General features: G+C 48.5%; 16 protein-coding genes. 5 read left to right on the forward strand and 11 right to left on the reverse strand.

Translation table 11 applies throughout. From position 1 onward, the window contains the following. Positions 1-9 precede the first annotated feature (9 nt). The 8 genes from JNUCC31_RS12160 to JNUCC31_RS12195 form a co-directional block, all read right to left on the reverse strand. Complete coding sequence (locus JNUCC31_RS12160) at positions 10-345, reverse strand: hypothetical protein (RefSeq protein ID WP_192271421.1); 336 nt, start codon at positions 343-345, stop codon at positions 10-12. A gap of 47 nt (positions 346-392) precedes the next feature. Beyond that, complete coding sequence (locus JNUCC31_RS12165; protein WP_192271423.1) at positions 393-1094, reverse strand: pirin family protein; 702 nt, start codon at positions 1092-1094, stop codon at positions 393-395. A gap of 280 nt (positions 1095-1374) precedes the next feature. Continuing rightward, positions 1375-1785: a DoxX family protein gene (locus tag JNUCC31_RS12170; RefSeq protein WP_192271425.1), complete on the reverse strand. Its 411-nt coding sequence runs from the start codon at positions 1783-1785 to the stop codon at positions 1375-1377. A 42-nt stretch (positions 1786-1827) separates the two neighbouring features. Beyond that, entirely contained in the window at positions 1828-2688 is an 861-nt protein-coding gene (locus JNUCC31_RS12175) for a M56 family metallopeptidase (RefSeq protein ID WP_192271427.1), read from the reverse strand. A 1-nt stretch (position 2689) separates the two neighbouring features. Next, positions 2690-3106, reverse strand: coding sequence for a BlaI/MecI/CopY family transcriptional regulator (locus tag JNUCC31_RS12180; RefSeq protein WP_192271429.1), 417 nt, complete (start codon positions 3104-3106; stop codon positions 2690-2692). 246 nt (positions 3107-3352) lie between these two features. Next, positions 3353-4816, reverse strand: a complete 1464-nt coding sequence (locus JNUCC31_RS12185; protein WP_192271431.1) for a catalase — start codon at positions 4814-4816, stop codon at positions 3353-3355. A 250-nt stretch (positions 4817-5066) separates the two neighbouring features. Further along, complete coding sequence (locus JNUCC31_RS12190) at positions 5067-5873, reverse strand: winged helix-turn-helix transcriptional regulator (RefSeq protein ID WP_192271433.1); 807 nt, start codon at positions 5871-5873, stop codon at positions 5067-5069. Then, a complete protein-coding gene (locus JNUCC31_RS12195; RefSeq protein ID WP_192271435.1) occupies positions 5849-6244 on the reverse strand; it encodes a Fur family transcriptional regulator in 396 nt (131 codons plus the stop codon). Before JNUCC31_RS12195 ends, JNUCC31_RS12190 begins: the two co-directional genes overlap by 25 nt. Before the next feature lie 330 nt (positions 6245-6574). Between JNUCC31_RS12195 and JNUCC31_RS12200 the strand changes: the two genes are divergently transcribed. Further along, on the forward strand, positions 6575-7699 hold the full coding sequence (locus JNUCC31_RS12200) for a GGDEF domain-containing protein (protein WP_192271437.1): 1125 nt from the start codon (positions 6575-6577) through the stop codon (positions 7697-7699). Positions 7700-7819: 120 nt separating this feature from the next. Here JNUCC31_RS12200 and JNUCC31_RS12205 read toward each other — a convergent pair whose 3' ends face one another. Then, positions 7820-8758 (reverse strand): aldo/keto reductase family protein, encoded by a 939-nt coding sequence (locus tag JNUCC31_RS12205; protein WP_063567219.1) that lies wholly within the window; start codon positions 8756-8758, stop codon positions 7820-7822. A 263-nt stretch (positions 8759-9021) separates the two neighbouring features. Here JNUCC31_RS12205 and JNUCC31_RS12210 point away from each other — a divergent pair, with 263 nt between their 5' ends. Further along, positions 9022-10035, forward strand: coding sequence for a LacI family DNA-binding transcriptional regulator (locus JNUCC31_RS12210; RefSeq protein ID WP_192271439.1), 1014 nt, complete (start codon positions 9022-9024; stop codon positions 10033-10035). Between the two features lie 49 nt (positions 10036-10084). Here JNUCC31_RS12210 and JNUCC31_RS12215 read toward each other — a convergent pair whose 3' ends face one another. Then, positions 10085-11701 (reverse strand): histidine kinase dimerization/phospho-acceptor domain-containing protein, encoded by a 1617-nt coding sequence (locus tag JNUCC31_RS12215; RefSeq protein ID WP_192271440.1) that lies wholly within the window; start codon positions 11699-11701, stop codon positions 10085-10087. A 480-nt stretch (positions 11702-12181) separates the two neighbouring features. Between JNUCC31_RS12215 and JNUCC31_RS12220 the strand changes: the two genes are divergently transcribed. Both JNUCC31_RS12220 and nrdG read left to right on the forward strand, forming a co-directional pair. Next, positions 12182-14143 (forward strand): anaerobic ribonucleoside triphosphate reductase, encoded by a 1962-nt coding sequence (locus JNUCC31_RS12220; protein ID WP_192271441.1) that lies wholly within the window; start codon positions 12182-12184, stop codon positions 14141-14143. After that, entirely contained in the window at positions 14140-14637 is a 498-nt protein-coding gene (gene nrdG, locus JNUCC31_RS12225) for an anaerobic ribonucleoside-triphosphate reductase activating protein (protein ID WP_192271442.1), read from the forward strand. Before JNUCC31_RS12220 ends, nrdG begins: the two co-directional genes overlap by 4 nt. A gap of 90 nt (positions 14638-14727) precedes the next feature. Here the strand turns inward: nrdG and JNUCC31_RS12230 are convergent, their stop codons facing one another. Further along, the gene (locus tag JNUCC31_RS12230) at positions 14728-17547 is read right to left on the reverse strand and encodes a glycoside hydrolase family 3 C-terminal domain-containing protein (protein ID WP_192271443.1); all 2820 of its coding nucleotides are present in this window, start codon (positions 17545-17547) and stop codon (positions 14728-14730) included. A 373-nt stretch (positions 17548-17920) separates the two neighbouring features. Between JNUCC31_RS12230 and JNUCC31_RS12235 the strand changes: the two genes are divergently transcribed. Further along, a complete protein-coding gene (locus JNUCC31_RS12235) occupies positions 17921-19465 on the forward strand; it encodes an FAD-dependent oxidoreductase (RefSeq protein WP_192271444.1) in 1545 nt (514 codons plus the stop codon). The last annotated feature ends 101 nt before the right edge of the window (positions 19466-19566 follow it).

The following is a 19566-nucleotide window of genomic DNA, read 5'->3' on the forward strand; positions in this document are numbered from 1 at the left end:
TTATTTTAGTTAATCGGCAAAATAATCTTCAGGGACATAGCGAATCTCCGAATCCGCATAGATGGTTAATGTGTGGCTTGGGCCGTCATACTGCACCCGGTCTCCCTGAACATAGTACCAGTGCTTTACAAGGGGCTGATTTTTGCGTTGTACAAAGCGGAACACGTTCAGTTCATGTCTAAGCGCCATAATATTGTCCATTACTTTCTGATCAAGACCTGTAACGGTAAACATAAAGCCTGTGCCCTCTTTCTGATAGCGATAGGACAGCGAATCGGATTTGCTGTTCGCCAGCCCTAGTCCAGTCACCGCATGCTTCACCATAAACCATTCCTGCTGCGTCATAGCGTACTTCCTCCTTTGTTCTTGGAGTTTCTCTCGATTTCGGGTACTTAAGGTAAGTCGATCAACATATAGAACGCATTCTCGCTCGCTTCCAGCTTCATGGATGTGGTCTGTTCCACACGAGCCGTGTCACCTTCATTCAATGGATGCTCACCGTTCAAGCCAAGCTTGCCTTCAATGGTAAAAATGTACATGCGGCGATCATTGGCCTGCTCATACGTTAAAGCTTCCCCTTTAGCCAAGCGACCAAGATAGATCGTCATATCCTGATGGATGGATGCAATACGCGGCCCACCTTCAGGGGATACCACGGGTACAAGCGATCCCGCGAGTACGTCTGGATCAAACGAGGTCGTCTCGTAAGACGGCTCCAGCCCTCTCGTATGTGGCATGAACCAGAGTTGAAGTATGCGTACTTCTTCGGTATCCGAAGCATTGTGCTCGGTATGAATCATGCCACTGCCTGCTGACATGCGCTGGATTCCACCAAACGATGTAACAGCCACATTGCCCAGATTATCTTCATGACGCAGCTTGCCTTTCAGCACGATGGACACAATCTCCATATCACTATGCGGGTGTGCCCCGAAACCGCGACCAGGGGCAATCACATCATCGTTCGCTACACGCATTGGTCCAAAAGCGGTATTCTCCGGGTCTTGATACTCTCCAAAGGAAAAGCTGTGACTGCCGCGCAGCCAGCCCCGATCGAAGCTGGAGCGGGCATCGGATGGAATGACATTAATCATAAAAGTGCATCCTCCTCAGTTTCTAAATTGATTGGTCCTGTTGATTACTCTTATTGAGCGCTCTTAGTGAATGTTCTTATTTTTTCTCAGTAGCATACTTATTCTCATTGTACCAAAAGCATAGCGAGTCGTCCAAATGAAAAAGCCCTTTCCCGGTCAGTTCGGTTCGCGGGTGTAATTCCCGTGCCGGACTGGCCTGAAAAGGGCCCGTTGCAGGTTAAACCTGTACCTGTATTCTTTTGCTTCTTATCGCTATCGACCTATGCTTAAGATAATTGTATCAAGCACTCACATTCTGGCGAGTGTTCCCTTGTCTGGAGAACAAATGATCCACCGCCAGAAAACGGCTGCCTGTAAACAACAACGTCAATGAACCCGCAAGGAGCATATAATCCAGCTCTGTACCATTGAGGAAAGGTGCTCCCGCTTTTGCAGTGAGTAAGGCACCAGCCATCACTGCGATAAACAGTGCTGCAAATACACGTGTTCCCAATCCCAGAATCATTGCTGCGCCACCCGCCAGCTCAATGATGGCTACAACCGATGCCAGGAATCCGGGAACGCCGATACTTTCAAAGAAACCCACTGTACCACTAATTCCGCCTTCGAATTTGCTCCAGCCGTGTAGTACAAAAATAAGTCCAATCATGATCCTGGAGAAAAACAATCCAATCTCTACACTTCTATTCATCGTTTATCATCCTCCTTCGAATTTGAATTCAACGTTTCAATGTCATCCAATAGACCAGACAAACAAGACAGACAGCATTAGAATCACGGTCGCAGAGATGAATACCGCATAACGTGGAAGTGTAAGCGTAACATCCTGTTCCGGGTCCAAAAGACGGGAAATTCGTACATTGACCGAAGTATCGGCAAACGACGATTGAATAGATGCCACCCTGAGTTGCCAGGGTTCGGGGCAGGCACGGATCAGTTTGAGCAAGGCGCTGCCAATCCCCGCGGCATTCCCGGTACGTTCGATCGCTTCATTATCGGCCAATATTTCTCTGACGATATTGTAATGTTTTGAAGTATGCTTCAACACCGGAATATACGGCATCATGAAGGCAAATACCGACAGCAATGTCGTCTTGAGTGGGTCGCGATGCCACAGATGGTGGACCTCATGATACACAACCGCTCTTTCTTCTTCAGCATCCAGCATAGTGAGTAGCCCCGTGGAAAGAACAATAACGGGTTTCCAGAGACCGATCGTGAACGCAACCGGTGACGGCTTGTCCACCACAATGAATCCAGGTTGTTTCAGATGATGGTACCGCACCTCAAATTCACGAGACTTGGTGCCATCCTCCATTGACCGTAGTTTTCGTACCGCTGCACGGGTCTGAATCATCCGAGTGAGCAGCAGCCAGCCTGTACCACCAAACGTCAGGATCACCAGCGCCATAAGAACATGCCCTACAGACAGCCAGCCCATCCTGCTCATCCAGTGATTGCAAAGCCAGAGCAGATTAAAAGGGATATCCCATCCAAATATTTTGTACATGGCGTACATAAACATTTGGATGAACACGAGTAAGGGAATGCCTAACCCGACGGTAAACAACAGTTTCGAGCGGGCCTTCCACATGTCAATCGGTATCCTTTTTCCATTGTTTGATCTTTTGCTCCAGACGTTCAATCAAGCCCGCTTCTGCTTCATCCAGTGCATCCAGCATGTGATTCAAGGCCAATGCTCCGAACTCATCCACCAACTCATGTGATAGTTCCTTTGATTGGTCGTTCATAAATTCCTCCCTGCTCTGCACCGGATGGTACATTGATGTTCGGCCCTTCTGCGACTTGCGGAGCAACTCCTTGTCCACGAGACGATTCATCACCGTCATGACGGTATTGAAATTAACGTCTTTATCTTGTTCAAGTGCAGTTTGCACTTCACGGATGCTGCTGCCTGGACGCGCCCATAAAATGTCCATGATCTTCGCCTCCAGCGGACCGAAAAAGCGGTTCAGTCCACGCTCTCCTACTTTGAAATTGTGTATTCTCATGTTCAGACACCCCTCACACTACTCATTGTAGTGCCAACAATCGAGAAGTCAACCTCTATGTCAGCTATTTATTGTAAATGATTTGTAAATATGTTTTCCATTTCTGAACACTGTTTGCATATAACAGGGCCGCTGTATTGATGAAAAAAGTTTAAAGGCCAGGCAGATCTGCACTTCTGCAGTCCTGCCCAGCCTAATACAAAAAAATCGATTATTCTTTTCACAAAAAAAGATGAAATAAGTGCCTTACTTACGATCTTGTGACGGCATAAATGCGGATACATCCACACCCAGTCCATGAGCCAGACGACCACCCAGCTGTCCATCTGCCTGGAAGAAATGACATAGTGCACGCAGCTGGGTCTGTTCCGGTGTAGCCTTCAGGTCATTGATCAGGTTATCGAGCAAGTGTTGCTGCTCCACCGCTGTGAATGAACGGAATAATTCCCCTGCCTGCGTATAGTTATCTGTCTTTTCAATTTTCTCGCGCGTAACATGCCCATGGATCGGTGCTTGACTGTCACGGTATTCCGGTGCTTCCAGCGGACTGCTGCCCGAACTGTTCGGTTCATAGTTTACCGGGGATGGGTCCTGATTCACATTCATGAGTCCGTCGCGTTGATGATTGCGAACCGGAGCATAAGGGCAGTTCACTGGAATCTGCAAATAGTTCGGTCCGAGGCGGTGACGCTGTGTATCCGGATAAGAGAACAGACGGCCTTGCAGCAACTTATCTTCGGAAGGCTCGATTCCTGGCACCAGAGCACTTGGTGAGAAAGCGGCTTGCTCTACTTCTGCAAAGAAATTTTGTGGATTACGATTCAACGTCATGGTTCCGATGGTCTGGAACGGCAGTACATCTTCCGGCCATGTCTTGGTTGGGTCAAGTGGATCAAAAGCAAAATCATCCATCTGCTCCGGTTTCAGCAATTGCACCTGCAGCTTCCACTGCGGGTATTGTCCTTTTTTGATGTGATCGTGCAGATCCCGGGTGGCGTGGTTGAAATCCTGTCCTTGTACCTCAGCCACCTCTTGACGAGAGAAGCCTCGTACGCCTTGAGCCGATTCCCACTTATATTTCACATAATGGACTTGCCCGTGAGCATTAATCCATTTGAAGGCGTGTACGCCGAATCCATCCATCTCACGATAACTTGCCGGCGTACCCAGATCGGAGAACAACCAGGTCATCATATGTGTTGACTCCGGTGACAGTGTCATGAAGTCCCAGTACCGTGCAGGGTCCTGGATATTCGTATCCGGTGCAGGCTTCAGGGAATGAACCATATCCGGGAACTTCATGGCATCACGGATGAAAAAGACAGGCAAGTGGTTACCCACAATATCGTAGTTGCCTTCCCGAGTATAGAACTTTACAGCAAAACCACGTGGATCTCGTGCTGTCTCGGGTGAACCCGTACCGTGAATGACCGTGGAGAACCGAACCAGTACATCCGTCTCTGTGCCCGGGTCTTGCAAGAAATCGGCTGTTGTATAAGCCTTCATGCTCTTCTCCAGCGTAAACACGCCATGTGCACCGGCACCTCTCGCATGTACGACCCGTTCTGGAATACGTTCACGGTCAAAGTGGGCGATCTTCTCAAGCAGATGATAATCCTCAAGTAATGTGGGACCTCTTCTTCCTGCGGTACGGGAGTTCTGGTTGTCACCTACCGGTGCGCCCTGATTGGTTGTCATACGTTCTGTCATATCGTTATCCTCCTCATGTTGGTCTCATGCCTGCTGTATATACTCTATTCAAATCATATTCGACGTCAGTTTAAATATACATTTAGACTTGATCTAACTGTTAAATTGATTCTAACATGTCCCATTCACCTCTTGCATGAGGTTCGCATGAGATTAAGATGAGTTTTCTGAAACGTTCCATGAACGAACCATGAATATGTTCGAGATGCTTAGAAGTTGTATCGCCCTGTACTCGCAAAAAAAAAGCGGACTAATCCGCCAGGCGGTAGCCCACTCCTCTTACCGTTACTATATATTGCGGCGAAGCCGCGTTATCACCAAGTTTTTTGCGCAAGCTTTTGATATGAACATCCACCACGTTGCTTCCACCTGTAAAATCAGTCTCCCATATATCGCTGAGCATCTCCTCACGGGAAATCACTGCGCCTTTGGCGTCGATCAGCTTCAGCAGCAGATCATACTCAGTCTTGGTCAGATGAATGCGGTCATGATCCCGGTGTACACTCATTCGCTCACGATCCAGCCACAGATCCTTGAAACCGATACGTTGTCCTTCTTGAGGCAGGAAGCCGCGTTTGGGTGCCGCCGGGCTATTGCCGATCATGCGCTGTACCCGGTACAGTGCTTCCTGCGGACGGGCAGGCCAAACCAATAATTCCTCTTGCAGCATCGGACCGCTGGCACTGCCAATCATCTTCTCACCCACCAAATACAGGCATGGGGTTGTATATTCTGCTTCCCGATTCAGACGGCTGCTGATTCCGGCAAATGCATCAATAGTTCCAGCAACAGACAGATCATAGATCAACAGATCAAATACAAGCCGTTCATGCAAATCGGGCTCCCAGCGGTGAAACACCAGCACATCGAAGCAGCTATCCGTAAGAGCCTTGACAAGCTCATGTACTTGACCGGGCATCGGACTGATCAGAATGACGCGCCTCGTGACCGGACAATTATCCACAAGTGGCGTTGATTCGGACAGGGCAGGCTTGACCCGAAGTGGCAAACGGCGACCGGACAGGTTTATTTTTACTTGACCCGTTTGCTTCTGCATTCCTCGCAGACACCTCCAAAGACCACATGAGCGTGATCAATCGCATATCCGGTTTCCTCCGCGACTTGTTTTATCCACTGCGGAGGAACTTCTGTCATAACTTCGTCAACCTTGCCGCATACTTCGCACATAATATGCTGATGCTCATCCATGCGGGCATCATAGCGACTGGCTGTCTCGCCCAGCTTAAGCTCCCGGATCAATTCTTTGTCAGTCAAGTAACGGAGCGAATTATATACCGTACCATAAGCCAAATTGTATCCTTGCTCCACAAGACGGTTCATTACTTCCGCAGCGGTAGGATGGTCTTCGGAATGACGGACTACATCGTAAACAGCTTGGCGCTGTATTGTCAGATTTAGAGTTCTCACCAGCAATTCTCCTTTATTTACCCATTCAAAAGTCAACATTTTGCATCATTCGATATAAATCTTTGGATGTATGCAAAATGCTCAAATATATTAAGATGACACAGCAATCTGCTGATTGCTATGATTCCCTGAAAAATCAAAATCAATTTTGACTTAGATTAAGTATAAATCTCATTGTATATTGATGTCAATATCCGCTCTATTTTGTTCATGATAGGCTTTACCAAGGCTTTTCCCAGCAATCGCCTCTTATATTTGGGATAATATGGTTCGCTACTCCACTTCATTTCAGCTAAAATATAGAAATGTGCGCTAAAGGAGGGATGCTGGTTGTTAAGCACGTTTTTCGTCAATCTCTGTGTTATGATCACGTTCATGTATGTGTCCGGAATCATTGCCAAATTTAATCGTATCCGTTTGCCCTTTCCCTCACTGCGTGTTCAGATGATTGGTGGTGTACTGTTCGGGATCTATGGGACTGTACTAATGAATTATTCCTTTCCTTTGAACGAAAGCACCATCGTGGATTTGAGACATCTGGCCATCGTAACAGCCGCTGTGTATTTGGGAGGACTGGCTTCGGTCATCACGGGACTCGTCATCTCTATTCTGCGTGTTGTGATGTTTGGAGTATCCTCCGCTGCCATTGATGCAGCATTCGTCATGACCATCATTGGACTGTCGGGTGTATATTTCGCCTATGCTCCCTGGTCAAGATTAACCAAGATCATTACCATGAATCTGCTGGGTATGACCCTGATTTTTGTCATCCTGATGCTAAATACCTCCAGCATGAATTCTTTAATGAAAATATATCCGGTTCAGATGACCATTTCCTTTGTCGGTGGAATCTTTATTTATTTCATCGCAGAATTCATCAATAAATACAATGAGATGTTGTTCCTGCTCGAACGAAGAGCTTCTACCGATCACCTCACCAACCTCAGTAATCGCAGACAATTTGAGAAGTCACTCGAACTGGAGCTGGAACGGGCGCGGGAATACAAGCAAAAGCTCTCACTGCTGGTCATCGACATTGACCGGTTCAAAAAAGTAAATGACACCTTCGGCCATACGTCAGGTGATGCAGTCCTCAAACAGCTTGGACAATTGCTCGTTGAACATGCCCGCTCGGCTGACATCGTCTCTCGAAACGGAGGCGAGGAATTCGCCATATTGCTGCTTGATTGTGGTCATCACCAAGCCATGGCTATTGCGGAATCCATCAGGCAGTCTGTGGAGAAATACCATTTCGCCTTGCCCGATGGCAATACAATTCGGCTGACCATATCGATCGGCGTAGCTGTATTCCCTGATCATTGCGATGATCGGGATGACAATGATTTCTTTGAACAGGCAGACCGCGCGTTATATGAAGCCAAGAATACAGGCCGCAACCGGGTGTGTGCCATTCCGCTGCGCTCCACGCCACTCTCTTCCCAAAGTCCATTTTGATCCGAGTACGCCAAAAGGGATGTCCCAGCAAGCCACTACAGGCTAACCGGAACATCCCTTTCTCATTCGTGTTGATTCACCAGAACAACCCATGTGATTGGACCTTGTGTCAAGGCAATATCAGGCCAATATTTGTTCGATTTCTTCGACGATGGCAGCATCCAGCTTCACACCGGAAGCGGCTGCATTCTCTTTCACCTGTTCCGGTCGGCTTGCCCCTACAAGTGCACTGGATACATTGTTCTGACGCAATATCCATGCCAGAGCCAATTGACCGACCTTCAGGTCCAGCTTGTCCGCGACTTCAATCAACTGGCGAACCTTGCCGATCCGGTCAGCGTTGATTTTGCCCTCATCCCAGCCCAGCTTCGCTGCCCGGCTGTTCTCAGGGATATCGGACACCGACGTATACTTACCCGTCAGCAGCCCTTGTGCCAGCGGGGAATATACGACTTGTCCAATACCTTTGCGTTCACCCAGCGGAATGATCTCACTCTCGATATAACGGTCAAACATATTGTACACCGGCTGGTTCACTACGATATGGTCCAGCAACAGACGATCAGCGGTACCCAGTGCAGCTTCCATCTGTGCCGCTGTCCATTGGCTAACACCAACGTAGAGCACCTTGCCCTGACGCACCAGATCATCCAGTGCGCGCAGTGTCTCTTCAATCGGTGTTTCGGTGTGATAGCGATGGCAATAATATATGTCTACATAGTCAACACCCAGCCGTTGCAAACTGGCTTCGCATTGTTCCTTGATATGTTTACGGGACAACCCCTGGTCATTTGGACCGTCGCCCATTTTGCCAAATACCTTGGTTGCAAGAACATATGAATCACGGGAATACGCTTTCAAAGTCTGCCCTAGCAGTTCTTCTGCTGCACCCCGCTCGTACACATTGGCTGTATCAAAAAAGTTGATGCCTTCATCGAATGCGGCTTCAATTGATTTCACCGCATTTTCACGTTCCACATACCCTCCGTATGTCAGCCAGCTGCCCAGGCTGATCTCGCTTACTTTCAGTCCGCTTCCACCCAATCTGCGATATTCCATTGAATGCACATCCTCCTCTAATAAACTGATTAATGATGAAGTTCCCTTTCTATTGTAACGTAATCAGCTCGGATTAAAAGGGCTTTGGGGCAGAATTTGAAAAGTAGATAGCAATCCATCTGAATTCCGGAAAATTTTGAATCATTCCCGATGCGCCCTATTGACCAGGAATAGCGGACTGACTACATCTTGAAATCGTTTTCATTTGGAATTATAATGAATTTGAATTAATTGTAAATTACTTATTTGGAGCTGTGAAGAATATGGATGTCAAAATTATTGATGTAGCTGCCATTGCAGGCGTATCTCCGGCCACCGTATCGCGGGTCATAAATCAGCATAGCAAGGTTAGCACCAAAACGAAAGACAAGGTGATGCGTGCCATTGAACAGTTGGGTTATCACCCCAACGCAGCGGCTAAAAATCTTCGTTCGCAGAGATCAATGACCATTGGCGTCATTGTTCCGGATATCAATAATGCTTATTATGCCGAAATTATCAAAGGCATTGAGAACATTGCCTATGCCCGCCATTACAAAGTCATTATATGTGATGCCCATAACCTGAAAGAGCGAGAAGTCGAATATCTCAATTTGCTGCTGGATCGGACCATTGACGGAGTCATCATTATCACGCCCTTGCTGGCGGATGAGGAATTATTCCAGCTTGCGGATAAGGGATATCGTATTGGTATCGTTGGAAAATATATTGAACATGCTCAGATCCCTTGTATCTACACGGACAACGTGAAGTTTTCTCAGGAAGTTGTTCAGCATCTGGTAGAGGCCGGACATCGCGATATCGTTTTCCTAAATGGTTACCCCGAAGCGATCGACAGCTATGAGCGGCTGGAAGGCTATCTGAAAGCCTTGCGCAATCATCAGATTCCATTCCGCCCTGAACTGATAGAGAATGGGAATTTCAATGAAGAAGGTGGATACGAAGCCATCAAAAGACTGTTTGACAAAGGGCTGACCTTCACCGCTGTATATGCGGCTAATGATGAAATGGCTCTTGGTGTATACAAGGCATGTGCGGAATATGGCATCCGCATTCCCGAGCAACTGGCTATTGTGGGTGTGGACAACAACCGGATCAGCAAATATATTCACCCCACGCTAAGCTCGGTTAACCAGCCCAAGTATACAATGGGAGCCATTCTGATGGAGAAGATGATTGACATGATGAATACCAATGAATTTCAGGACAAACGTGTATTCAAAGTCGAATCGGAACTGCTTATTCGAGCTTCTTCTTCCCTCAAAACAACAAAATAAAACGCACCCTTAACAGGTGCGCTCGAGATCGTCATGTCTCCTCATTCTCTTAATGCAAAATAATGCTTAATGCATTCAATAAATCCACCTGTTTCACCGGCTTGGTCAGGACCGCATCAAACACATCCGCTTCATGCGGATCGATATGCATGCCATATGGAATCAAAACAATAACTGGCGAGTCTGTAATCAAACGTTTCAGATCATGCACGAAATCCACAGCACCACCCTCTAGCAGCCCCATATCCACAACGGCCACATCTGGCTTGAAACCCTCTTGAATCCAGCCATACGCCTCGGTTGTCACCGAGGTCATATGCACATCCATCTCCCATCTGCGCATCAGGGAAGAGACCCCTTGGAGAATGTCGGGGTCCTTGGCAAGCAATACCCTTTTACCCTTCAATCGGTGCTGAATGTTGGCAAGCTGGGGTAATTCCCAATGTCTGCGAAGTGGCAGGCTGATCTCGAATTCGGTTTCCTTGTCTCCTATGCCATACACCTGAATACGGCCGTTCATAAGGAGGGCAAGGTTCTGGCTGACTGCCAAACCGAGATTGGTTCCCACGAGCTTCTGTGTACTTATATGTCCGTCCAGATTGTTAAATGATCTGAGCTTTTGGTCCGATGATACCATTCGTCCGGTGTACTTCACATGCAGTTGAAGCGTGCCTGTTTCCTCTACATCCCCACCATCCACGGTTGCCGTAACCAATACCGAACCTGTGCGTGTCGAGTCTATGGCATACTGAATGACGTGTGCCAGCAATTGTCCAATCTTGATTTCATCCCCGACAAAAACCTGAGAAACATTTAGTTCAAGGTTCAATCCCAGCTCAATGTTTTTGTTCGTCGCAAGCCCCGCATAGAGATAGACCGTATTCTCAATCGTGGCTACCAGATCAAATGGATCATCATGTACGACCGTTTCACCTGCATCATTAATGTTAAAATTCATCATATTGTTCAACAGGGAGAGTAAAATGTTTCCGCTGGTTTCGATCATGTTCACATACTCGGCCTGCTCGTCCGACATATCCGGTGTACGCATCAGATCCGTCAATCCCAGAATGCCGTTCAGCGGGTTACGGATCTCGTGGCTCATCAGCGACAGCATCTGCGACTTGGTCATCGCTTCAGACTCGGCACGTGCCTTTTCTGCCTGCAACTGTTCTTGCAATTGCTCCGAATCATGCAGCTTATCTTCCAGGTCCACGACGTAGCCGAGAAATACAGCCATGGCTTCCAACGTTTTCATATCCGTTTCACTGATAACATAATCGGGATCATCCATCAGACAGATGGTACCGAACGTTTCCCCGGATCTCCGCATAATCGGGATACCCACGAAGAAACGATTACCCAGTCCGCTTGTTACATCCATTGACTTCGTCAGCGGATGTTCACATGTGTCCGTGATGGTCAGGCTATTGCCCTGATCTCTCAATACCAGGCTGCAATATGAAGCTGCAAAAGGAAGTTCACTACCCTTGGCAATCCACTCTTCCTTGCGGTTAAAAGCCTCCATAATGACATTGGTCACTCCATCATTCGTGGCGACGAAAATAGTATTCACTTTCATGATGCCGCTTAATACGTCGACTATATGTGACGCCGCTTCCTGTATATTTTCATAGAAGCCCCTTGTAATGCCTACCGTTCCCATGGTTCACCCCTCTTGTCTTAGCTGCACTTCTACTCCGTCCTGCACAGAATGATCCATTCGAGTAACGAGGGTCCTAACGCTCTGAATCAGCTGTCACAACCTATTCATATATGATTAACACTGCAGAAATCAAAAAGAATCATGGATGGATACCGCGTTTATTCCTCTTACAGGAAATGTGGTATGAACGGCATGGTTAAATACGGAAAGCTAGGACAGCCGCTTCCCTGCACGTTTTCGATCCATTTCCACGCTTTGTCTATGGCAATCGCATGATAAATAGAAATTATACGCTTACCCTTCCCCTTTGGAAACCTTTATCCTTCAAGACCACCGACCTTGCGTGTCATGAGCCAACCACATGTGATGATTATCACACCCAAAAAACTATATATGGTTTATAAATGGATAGTACCAATCAACATGTAGTAATCAACGAGTCTTTTTAATATACAAACCCATTATTAGGAGGAACCTGATATGAACGTGCTTGAGACCACCTCTCCCCCGGCATCCGACCTGCTATCCGATCTGGGAAGACGAATTATCGGCGCTGAAGATGCCGATACCCTGAGAGAGAATGCCAATCTGAACGGAGACTCGTTTAGCGGCAAGATGAGCCGGCTGGGTTCGGAGACCGCCAAGTGGCATGCCCTGCGTCATGTGCTGCCAGAGGAACTCGCTCTAGCTGTGGAGAACGGAGATCTGTATGTACATGATCTGGACCAGTATGCCCTTGGTACGACCAATTGTATCTTTATCCCATTTGACCGTCTGCTGGCCTCCGGCTTTAATACGGGCAACGGTTCGGTTCGCACGCCACAAACCATCATGTCTGCGATGGCACTGGTCGCCATTATTTTTCAGTCTCAGCAGAACAGTCAGTACGGCGGCGTATCCGCCAATAAAATCGACTGGGATCTGGCCCCTTATGTGAAACGCTCGTTCCGCAAGCATTACCGCAAGGGACAGCGACTGTTTGGGGAGAATGCCTTAATTGAGGATGAGCAGCTGCATCTGGATAGCCTTGAAGCGAAGGAACGGTGTCCACAGGCCTTTGCCTTTGCCAAGGAAGAAACGGAACTGGAGACGGAACAGGCTGCAGAATCCCTGATCCATAACCTGAACACCATGAGCAGCCGTGCAGGCGGACAGATTCCGTTCACTTCGCTGAACTACGGTCTGTGTACTTCGGCAGAAGGCCGGCTGGTGTCCCGGTCGCTGCTGGAAGCCACGATTCGGGGACTCGGCAACGGGGAAACTCCTGTGTTTCCACAACATATTTTTCAATGCAAGCAAGGAATCAACCAGGGCGAGGGTGAACCCAATTACGACTTGTTCCGGCTCGCTGTGACCTGTTCTTCACGTCGCATGTATCCGAATTTTGTCAATGTGGATGCATCCTTCAACCTGCCCTATTACCAACCGGATGATCCTGATACCATCATTGCCACAATGGGATGCCGTACACGCACACTGGCTGATCGCTTTGGACGCAATCGCCAGAGCGGCAAGGGCAACCTGTCTTTTAATACCATCAATCTGGTCAAGCTCGGCATTCGCTATGGGATCTGTCAGGGAGCAAGAGCCGTCGCTGATCGGGCGGGCTTCTATACTGCATTGGAATCCGTCATGCACAATGCAGCTGCCGGACTGCTGCACCGTTATCATATCCAGATGCAACAGCCTGCCAAAGCATCGGATTTCATGATGCGGGAAGGCGTATGGGAGGGCGGAGAACAACTGGCTCCGAATGAACCGGTTGCCGACCTGTTGAAACATGGTACGTTATCCATCGGTTTTATCGGACTGGCTGAGTGTATGACCGCTTTATATGGCCGTCACCATGGACAAGATCTCCATGTACATCGTGAAGCGCTGAATGTGATCCGTACGATGAGAGAGTTCTGTGACCGTATGAGTGAGCAGCATAACCTGAATATCACCTTATTTGCTACGCCCGCCGAGGGACTATCCGGCAAGTTCACCAAAATTGATCGTGAGCGATACGGCAGCATTGCCGGAGTCAATGACCGGGAATACTACACCAATTCCTTTCATATCCCGGTTTATCATACCCTTCCTGCTTATCGCAAGATTGAGCTGGAGGCTCCTTTTCACACATTATGTAATGCCGGGGCGATCTCCTATGTCGAACTCGATGGGAATGTGAGGGCTAACACCACTGCTTTTCAACGAATTGTGCAATACGCTCTGGCCCAGGATATCGGGTATTTCTCTATCAATCATCCGATTGATCGCTGTCCTTCCTGTGGCTATGAGGGCGTAATTGGAGATGTATGTCCTGGATGTGAGGCTCATGAAAACCACGTGCATTTCCAGCGGTTGCGCCGGGTGACAGGATATCTGACCGGTGACTATAAAGTACGCTTCAATGCAGCGAAGCAGGCCGAAGTGCGAGACCGGGTGAAACATCAGTGAATCTCTATGGTTATATCCCGGAATCAGTGAATGAAGGTACAGGCCTGCGTGCCGTGTTGTTCATCAGCGGATGCCGCCACGCCTGTCCGGGCTGCTTCAGCCCCGATTCGTGGAGCTTTCGGGCTGGTGAGCCATTTACGGAGGAGCGACAGCAGCAGATATTGCATGAAGTGATCACTCATCCCTTGCTGGAAGGGATTACGTTATGCGGAGGTGACCCTTTTTTCTCTGCTGCGGAGTGTAGCTCCTGGGTTCGGCAGCTTCGGGCTGCACGGCCTGATCTGACCGTATGGGCCTATACGGGATTTGTATATGAGGAACTGATTACAGACCCGGCACGGGCGGAGCTATCCCGGCTATGTGACGTCATTATTGATGGACCTTATGTCGCAGCGGAGCGTGATGTGTCTTTACCCTTTCGCGGCAGCCGCAATCAACGGATTATAGATGTCGGGGCAACGCTGGCTGGCCAGACAATCGTTACAAGGCAGTAAAGCCTCCGAGTACACTCGGAGGCTTTTTCATCATTCCTTATTTCGTTCACTTATTCCAATCTGTTATTCCTCACTAATCTCCTATCTAACTTAACGAATCTCAAAATGGCTGACACGCACTCCTGCGGATAACACAAGGTATACATCCTGCTGACCTGATACCCCTTTAAGGTCTGTCCGAACCGTGGACCACTGTTGGGCTTCGCCCTGAACCAATTCCACGCGCCCTGCCAGCGTACCGTCGGATGCGCCCAACCGAACTTCCAATACTGCACCTGCCTGTTCTGCCGACACACGGGCTTCAAGTGAAGCTACACCACTGCCAAAATCGGCATCTTTGAAAGCAATCCATCCTTGTTCACCAATCACACGGACAGATGTTCCGCCTTCTTTGCTCTCATCCAGATCCACACCGAGGTATGCGTCATAGTTCTCGGCACGCGTGGCTACACTCAGATTACGGGCAGGAATCGTCTCCCCTTGTACTGTAAGGTCTGCAACAAGCTGGATATCGGAGGAAGATTTGCCCACCATAACCGAATAAGTGCCGTTTTCGACGACATAACGATCACGGGTCACATCCCAGATAGCCAGTTCTTGAACGGGCAGCTTGAAGCTGACTTTCACCGTAGCTCCAGCTTCAATATGAAGTCGACGGAAACCTTTTAACGTTTTGAGCGGGCGTTTTACACGGGACTGTCCAGCACGCACATACAATTGCACAACCTCATCACTGGCGATCGCTCCTGTATTGGTCACGTCCACATGCACAGTAATGGTCTCATCCACGCCAGCTTGGGCCGGATTCAGCTCCAAATTGCTGTATTTGAACGATGCATACGTTAATCCATGTCCGAATGGATACAGTACTTCACCTTCAAAATACTGGTACGTACGTCCGGATTGAATGATATCGTAGTCTCTGATATCAGTCAGCTGATCTGCGGATTGCACCCACGTCATATTCAAACGGCCTGCCGGCGCATAATCGCCATACAATACATCAGCAACAGCATTCCCCAATTCTTGTCCTGCATGGGATGTATACAATACAGCCGGAATGTTCTCCTGCACCCAGTTGGACGTGAACGGGTAACTTCCCACGATAACTACAACGGTATTCGGATTCGCTGCATAAACGGCTTCAACCAGACGCTGCTGGGATTCAGCCAGATCCAGACTTGGACGGTCGATCTCTTCTTTACCATTTACAAGCGGATTGTTGCCGACAAATACAATCGCCGTTTCCGCTTCCTTCGCAGCCGCTACAGCTTCCTCCAATCCATTCACCACAATATCCTTTTTGAACATCTCCGTAGCACCGAATGATTTCAACTCTTCGGATACTGCGAAAGCATCATTTCCGCCATTGGGAGCCGTTACTGTTTTACCGTTCCAAGTGGTCAGCCCTACGTTTCCGTCCTCTTGTGGCAACAGATGAAATACTTCCTTTACAAACCAGCCGTATACTTCATCCGCTGATGCCGTAACCGTCTCTTCATCCGTCGTCAGATATTTACCGTTACTGTCTGCCTTGAGCGTGTAACTCCCGAAACCCCAGTCCGTCAACGTAAACGTCTCGGCATCTCCTGAAGCAATGACCGGTGATTTCTCCCCTTCACCCAAACCGACAACCTTTCCGCTTGCGACGGAAGTCAATGTAATACGGTCATTGCCATCTTTGAATGCAACCTTGTCGCCGCCTACTTTGCTGCTGATCGCTTCAAGCGGGGATACACTGTACGGCATGGTACCTGCATACCAGTCACGGTAGACTGTTCCGCCAAGCTGACCAATAACAGCCACTTTACCGGATTTCGTTTTATCCAGCGGAAGCGTGCCATGATCATTTTTGAGCAAAACAACCTGTTCTCTCGCCGCTCTTAATGACAAGGCCTTTGCTTTCTCTGTCATCATCGCTTCTTCGCCAATGGAAGCGTATGGATTGCCTTCAGCCGGATCGAATTCCCCCAGACGGAAACGCACACGGAACGTATTGAACAACGCCAGATCGATGTCTTCCATCGTGAGTGTGCCTTGCTCCAGCCCTTCACGCAACGCCTGCTTCGACAGATCCGCATCATCGGTAATACTGTCAATACCTGCTTTGACAGACTCTACTGTACCTGGGGTGTGGGAATCATAATATTTATGATCGTTCTTGATCCCCATGACATCCCCTGCGTCACTCACGATGAAGCCATCCATGCCCCATTCGCCCTTCACAATCTCGTTTACAAACGGATGAAGCAATGCTGGCGTACCGTTGATCGAGTTGTATGCGGTCATCATGGACTGCGCGCCGCCCTCTTTGAACGGTTTCTCAAATGCTTTCAGATAATATTCACGCATGTTGCGCGGATCAATGCTGGATGAACCACTGCCGCGATCCACTTCATTATTGTTCGCAAGGAAATGTTTCAACGTGGCAACGGCCTTATAATACTTCGGATGGTCGCCCTGGATTCCCTTAACCAGCGCTGTAGTCAGCTCAGCTGTCAATTCCGGGTCTTCACCATAAGCTTCTTCGTTTCGCCCCCAACGCGGATCACGCTCCATATCCACTGTAGGTGCCCACAGGGTGAGACCATTCACAGCCGGATTGCGCTTGTAAAATACACGTGCCTCATCTCCGATCACGGAGCCAATCTCTTTCATCAGGTCCGCATCCCATGTGCATGCCAGCCCTACCGGCTGCGGGAAAGAAGTGGCTTCACCAAGCCAGGCCAAGCCATGGGCTGCTTCTGTGCCGTGTTTATATGCCGCGATACCCAGGCGTTCTACTGCTGGTTGGTATTGCAGCATCGATTCGATTTTCTCATCTTCCGAAAGACGGGACACAAGGTCCTTTACACGTGTATCCAGTTCGAGCGTTGTATCCTGGAAGGGATATTTCGTTTGGTTGGTCATGATATGAAATCTCCTTTGGGCATTCTTGATTTATTTGTAATGATAGCGAATACATAATTGATACAAAAATGATGAATTAATCTGGATGTATTCGACTTCATAATTTGAAGATTTAACCTTTTGGAACAAGCATTTTGGCGTCTGTTGTTAACTCTTCTTTTCATTTCCTAAAACGATTTCGGTAAATCTATCATATAGCATGTATGACCAAAAAAACAGGGGCGCTTTACAGAAAAATGTGAACTTTCCTCAGGAAAGTATACAGAAATCGTTTTTTTCTGGCACAGTGTGGTAATCATGGATAAGAGTACAATCGGGTGCGCTGAATAACAAACGAAATAATAAAAGAAAAGATGATCAAGGAGGAGAACGAATGAGCGATAATCATCAGTCCACGTCAGGTCTGCCCCCCGTTCCTGTATCCCTGTGGCGGGCTACTCATGAATTTAATGCATTTCCTAAACTGGAGGAAGACATCTCTGCCGATGTTGCCATCATTGGTGCAGGAATAGCAGGTATTACAACCGCTTATTTACTGGCCCAGGCAGGCATGCGTGTGGTGATTCTTGAAGCCGGAAAAGTACTGGATGGCACAACCGGGCATACAACCGCCAAAGTATCCGCACAGCATGGTGTGATATTCGATGAATTAATGCACCACTTCGGACAAGAACAGGCTCGCATGTATTATGAAGGTAATGCCACAGCCGCCAAGTGGATGCGCGATCTGGTGAAAGAGAAACAGATCGATTGCCAGTGGGCGGAGGAAGATGCCTACGTCTATATTCAATCCGAGGAGAATCTCAAGAAGCTGGAGGTTGAACTGACCGCCTATGACAAGCTCAATATTCCTGGTCAATGGGTCGATCCGCTGCCTATCCCGGTCCCGTCCAGAGCAGGCATCAGGATGCCAGGTCAGGCTCGTTTTGATCCGCTGGCCTATCTGCACTACCTGCTTGATTCGGCGGTCCAGCAAGGTGTACGCATCTATGAACATACAACGGTGACCGATGTGGAAGAAGATGCTTCACTTCATGTGCGGACATATGGCAATGGTCCTTCCGTTACAGCGGATCATGTCGTTGTTGCCTCCCATTTCCCGGTATATGACCCTGGATTCTATTTTACACGGCTGCACGCTGAGCGCTCCTATGCTGTTGTTGTGGAACCTCAGAAGCCGTTTACTGGCGGGATGTACCTCTCGGATGATGAACCTTATCGTTCACTTCGCACCGTGATCCATGAAGGGAAGGAACACATCCTTTTCGGCGGCGAAAATCACAAAACAGGACAAGGCATATGCACGTTTGGTCACTATGAACATCTGGAGCGCTATGCGGCCGAAACATTTGGCATTCGCAACATTCCGTTTCGCTGGTCAGCCCAGGACCTGATTTCACTCGACAAGGTCCCTTACATTGGACCGATCACCGGACGACATGAACGTGTTTATGTAGCTACAGGCTTTGCCAAATGGGGCATGACCACAGGAACGATGGCTGGACATATTCTTACGGATCGAATTACCGGACGGGACAACTCTTACGCAGCTGTATTCGATCCTGCAAGGTTCAAGGCAGATCCTGGAGTGAAAAACTTCATCGTAGAGAATGCCAATGTAGCCAAGGAACTAATTTCCGGCAAAGTCGGCATTATTCACAAAAACGTTGGAGAACTCGGCAACGATGAAGGTTCTGTTGTTCGTCATGACGGTAAACGAGCCGGCGCTTACAAGGATCCGAGTGGCAAACTCTTTCTGGTGGACACCACCTGCACCCACTTGGGCTGTGAAGTGGAATGGAATGAAGGAGAACGCTCCTGGGATTGTCCATGCCATGGCTCACGCTTCGACTACGCAGGCAAAGTCATTGAAGGGCCTGCCGTTAAAGATCTTAAGGTACTTGAAGCACAGGAATAAATTAAAGCAGGTACGCCCATTGTGGTAGATCTTCATCCCATAGACCCGGATTGGAATCCGTCCTCAGACGGAAGTAACCGATCCGGGTTTTGCGTATGCTG

Origin of the sequence: Paenibacillus sp. JNUCC-31, assembly GCF_014844075.1 — a bacterium.
Classification (GTDB): Bacteria; Bacillota; Bacilli; order Paenibacillales; family Paenibacillaceae; genus Paenibacillus.

Excerpts from the sequence above, each read along its gene's own strand:
- JNUCC31_RS12160 (WP_192271421.1), bottom strand. The coding sequence starts at position 345 with ATGACGCAGCAGGAATGGTTTATGGTGAAGCATGCGGTGACTGGACTA.
- JNUCC31_RS12165 (WP_192271423.1), bottom strand. The coding sequence starts at position 1,094 with ATGATTAATGTCATTCCATCCGATGCCCGCTCCAGCTTCGATCGGGGC.
- JNUCC31_RS12170 (WP_192271425.1), bottom strand. The coding sequence starts at position 1,785 with ATGAATAGAAGTGTAGAGATTGGATTGTTTTTCTCCAGGATCATGATT.
- JNUCC31_RS12175 (WP_192271427.1), bottom strand. The coding sequence starts at position 2,688 with ATGTGGAAGGCCCGCTCGAAACTGTTGTTTACCGTCGGGTTAGGCATT.
- JNUCC31_RS12180 (WP_192271429.1), bottom strand. The coding sequence starts at position 3,106 with ATGAGAATACACAATTTCAAAGTAGGAGAGCGTGGACTGAACCGCTTT.
- JNUCC31_RS12185 (WP_192271431.1), bottom strand. The coding sequence starts at position 4,816 with ATGACAGAACGTATGACAACCAATCAGGGCGCACCGGTAGGTGACAAC.
- JNUCC31_RS12190 (WP_192271433.1), bottom strand. The coding sequence starts at position 5,873 with ATGCAGAAGCAAACGGGTCAAGTAAAAATAAACCTGTCCGGTCGCCGT.
- JNUCC31_RS12205 (WP_063567219.1), bottom strand. The coding sequence starts at position 8,758 with ATGGAATATCGCAGATTGGGTGGAAGCGGACTGAAAGTAAGCGAGATC.
- JNUCC31_RS12210 (WP_192271439.1), top strand. The coding sequence starts at position 9,022 with ATGGATGTCAAAATTATTGATGTAGCTGCCATTGCAGGCGTATCTCCG.
- JNUCC31_RS12215 (WP_192271440.1), bottom strand. The coding sequence starts at position 11,701 with ATGGGAACGGTAGGCATTACAAGGGGCTTCTATGAAAATATACAGGAA.
- JNUCC31_RS12220 (WP_192271441.1), top strand. The coding sequence starts at position 12,182 with ATGAACGTGCTTGAGACCACCTCTCCCCCGGCATCCGACCTGCTATCC.
- JNUCC31_RS12230 (WP_192271443.1), bottom strand. The coding sequence starts at position 17,547 with ATGACCAACCAAACGAAATATCCCTTCCAGGATACAACGCTCGAACTG.
- JNUCC31_RS12235 (WP_192271444.1), top strand. The coding sequence starts at position 17,921 with ATGAGCGATAATCATCAGTCCACGTCAGGTCTGCCCCCCGTTCCTGTA.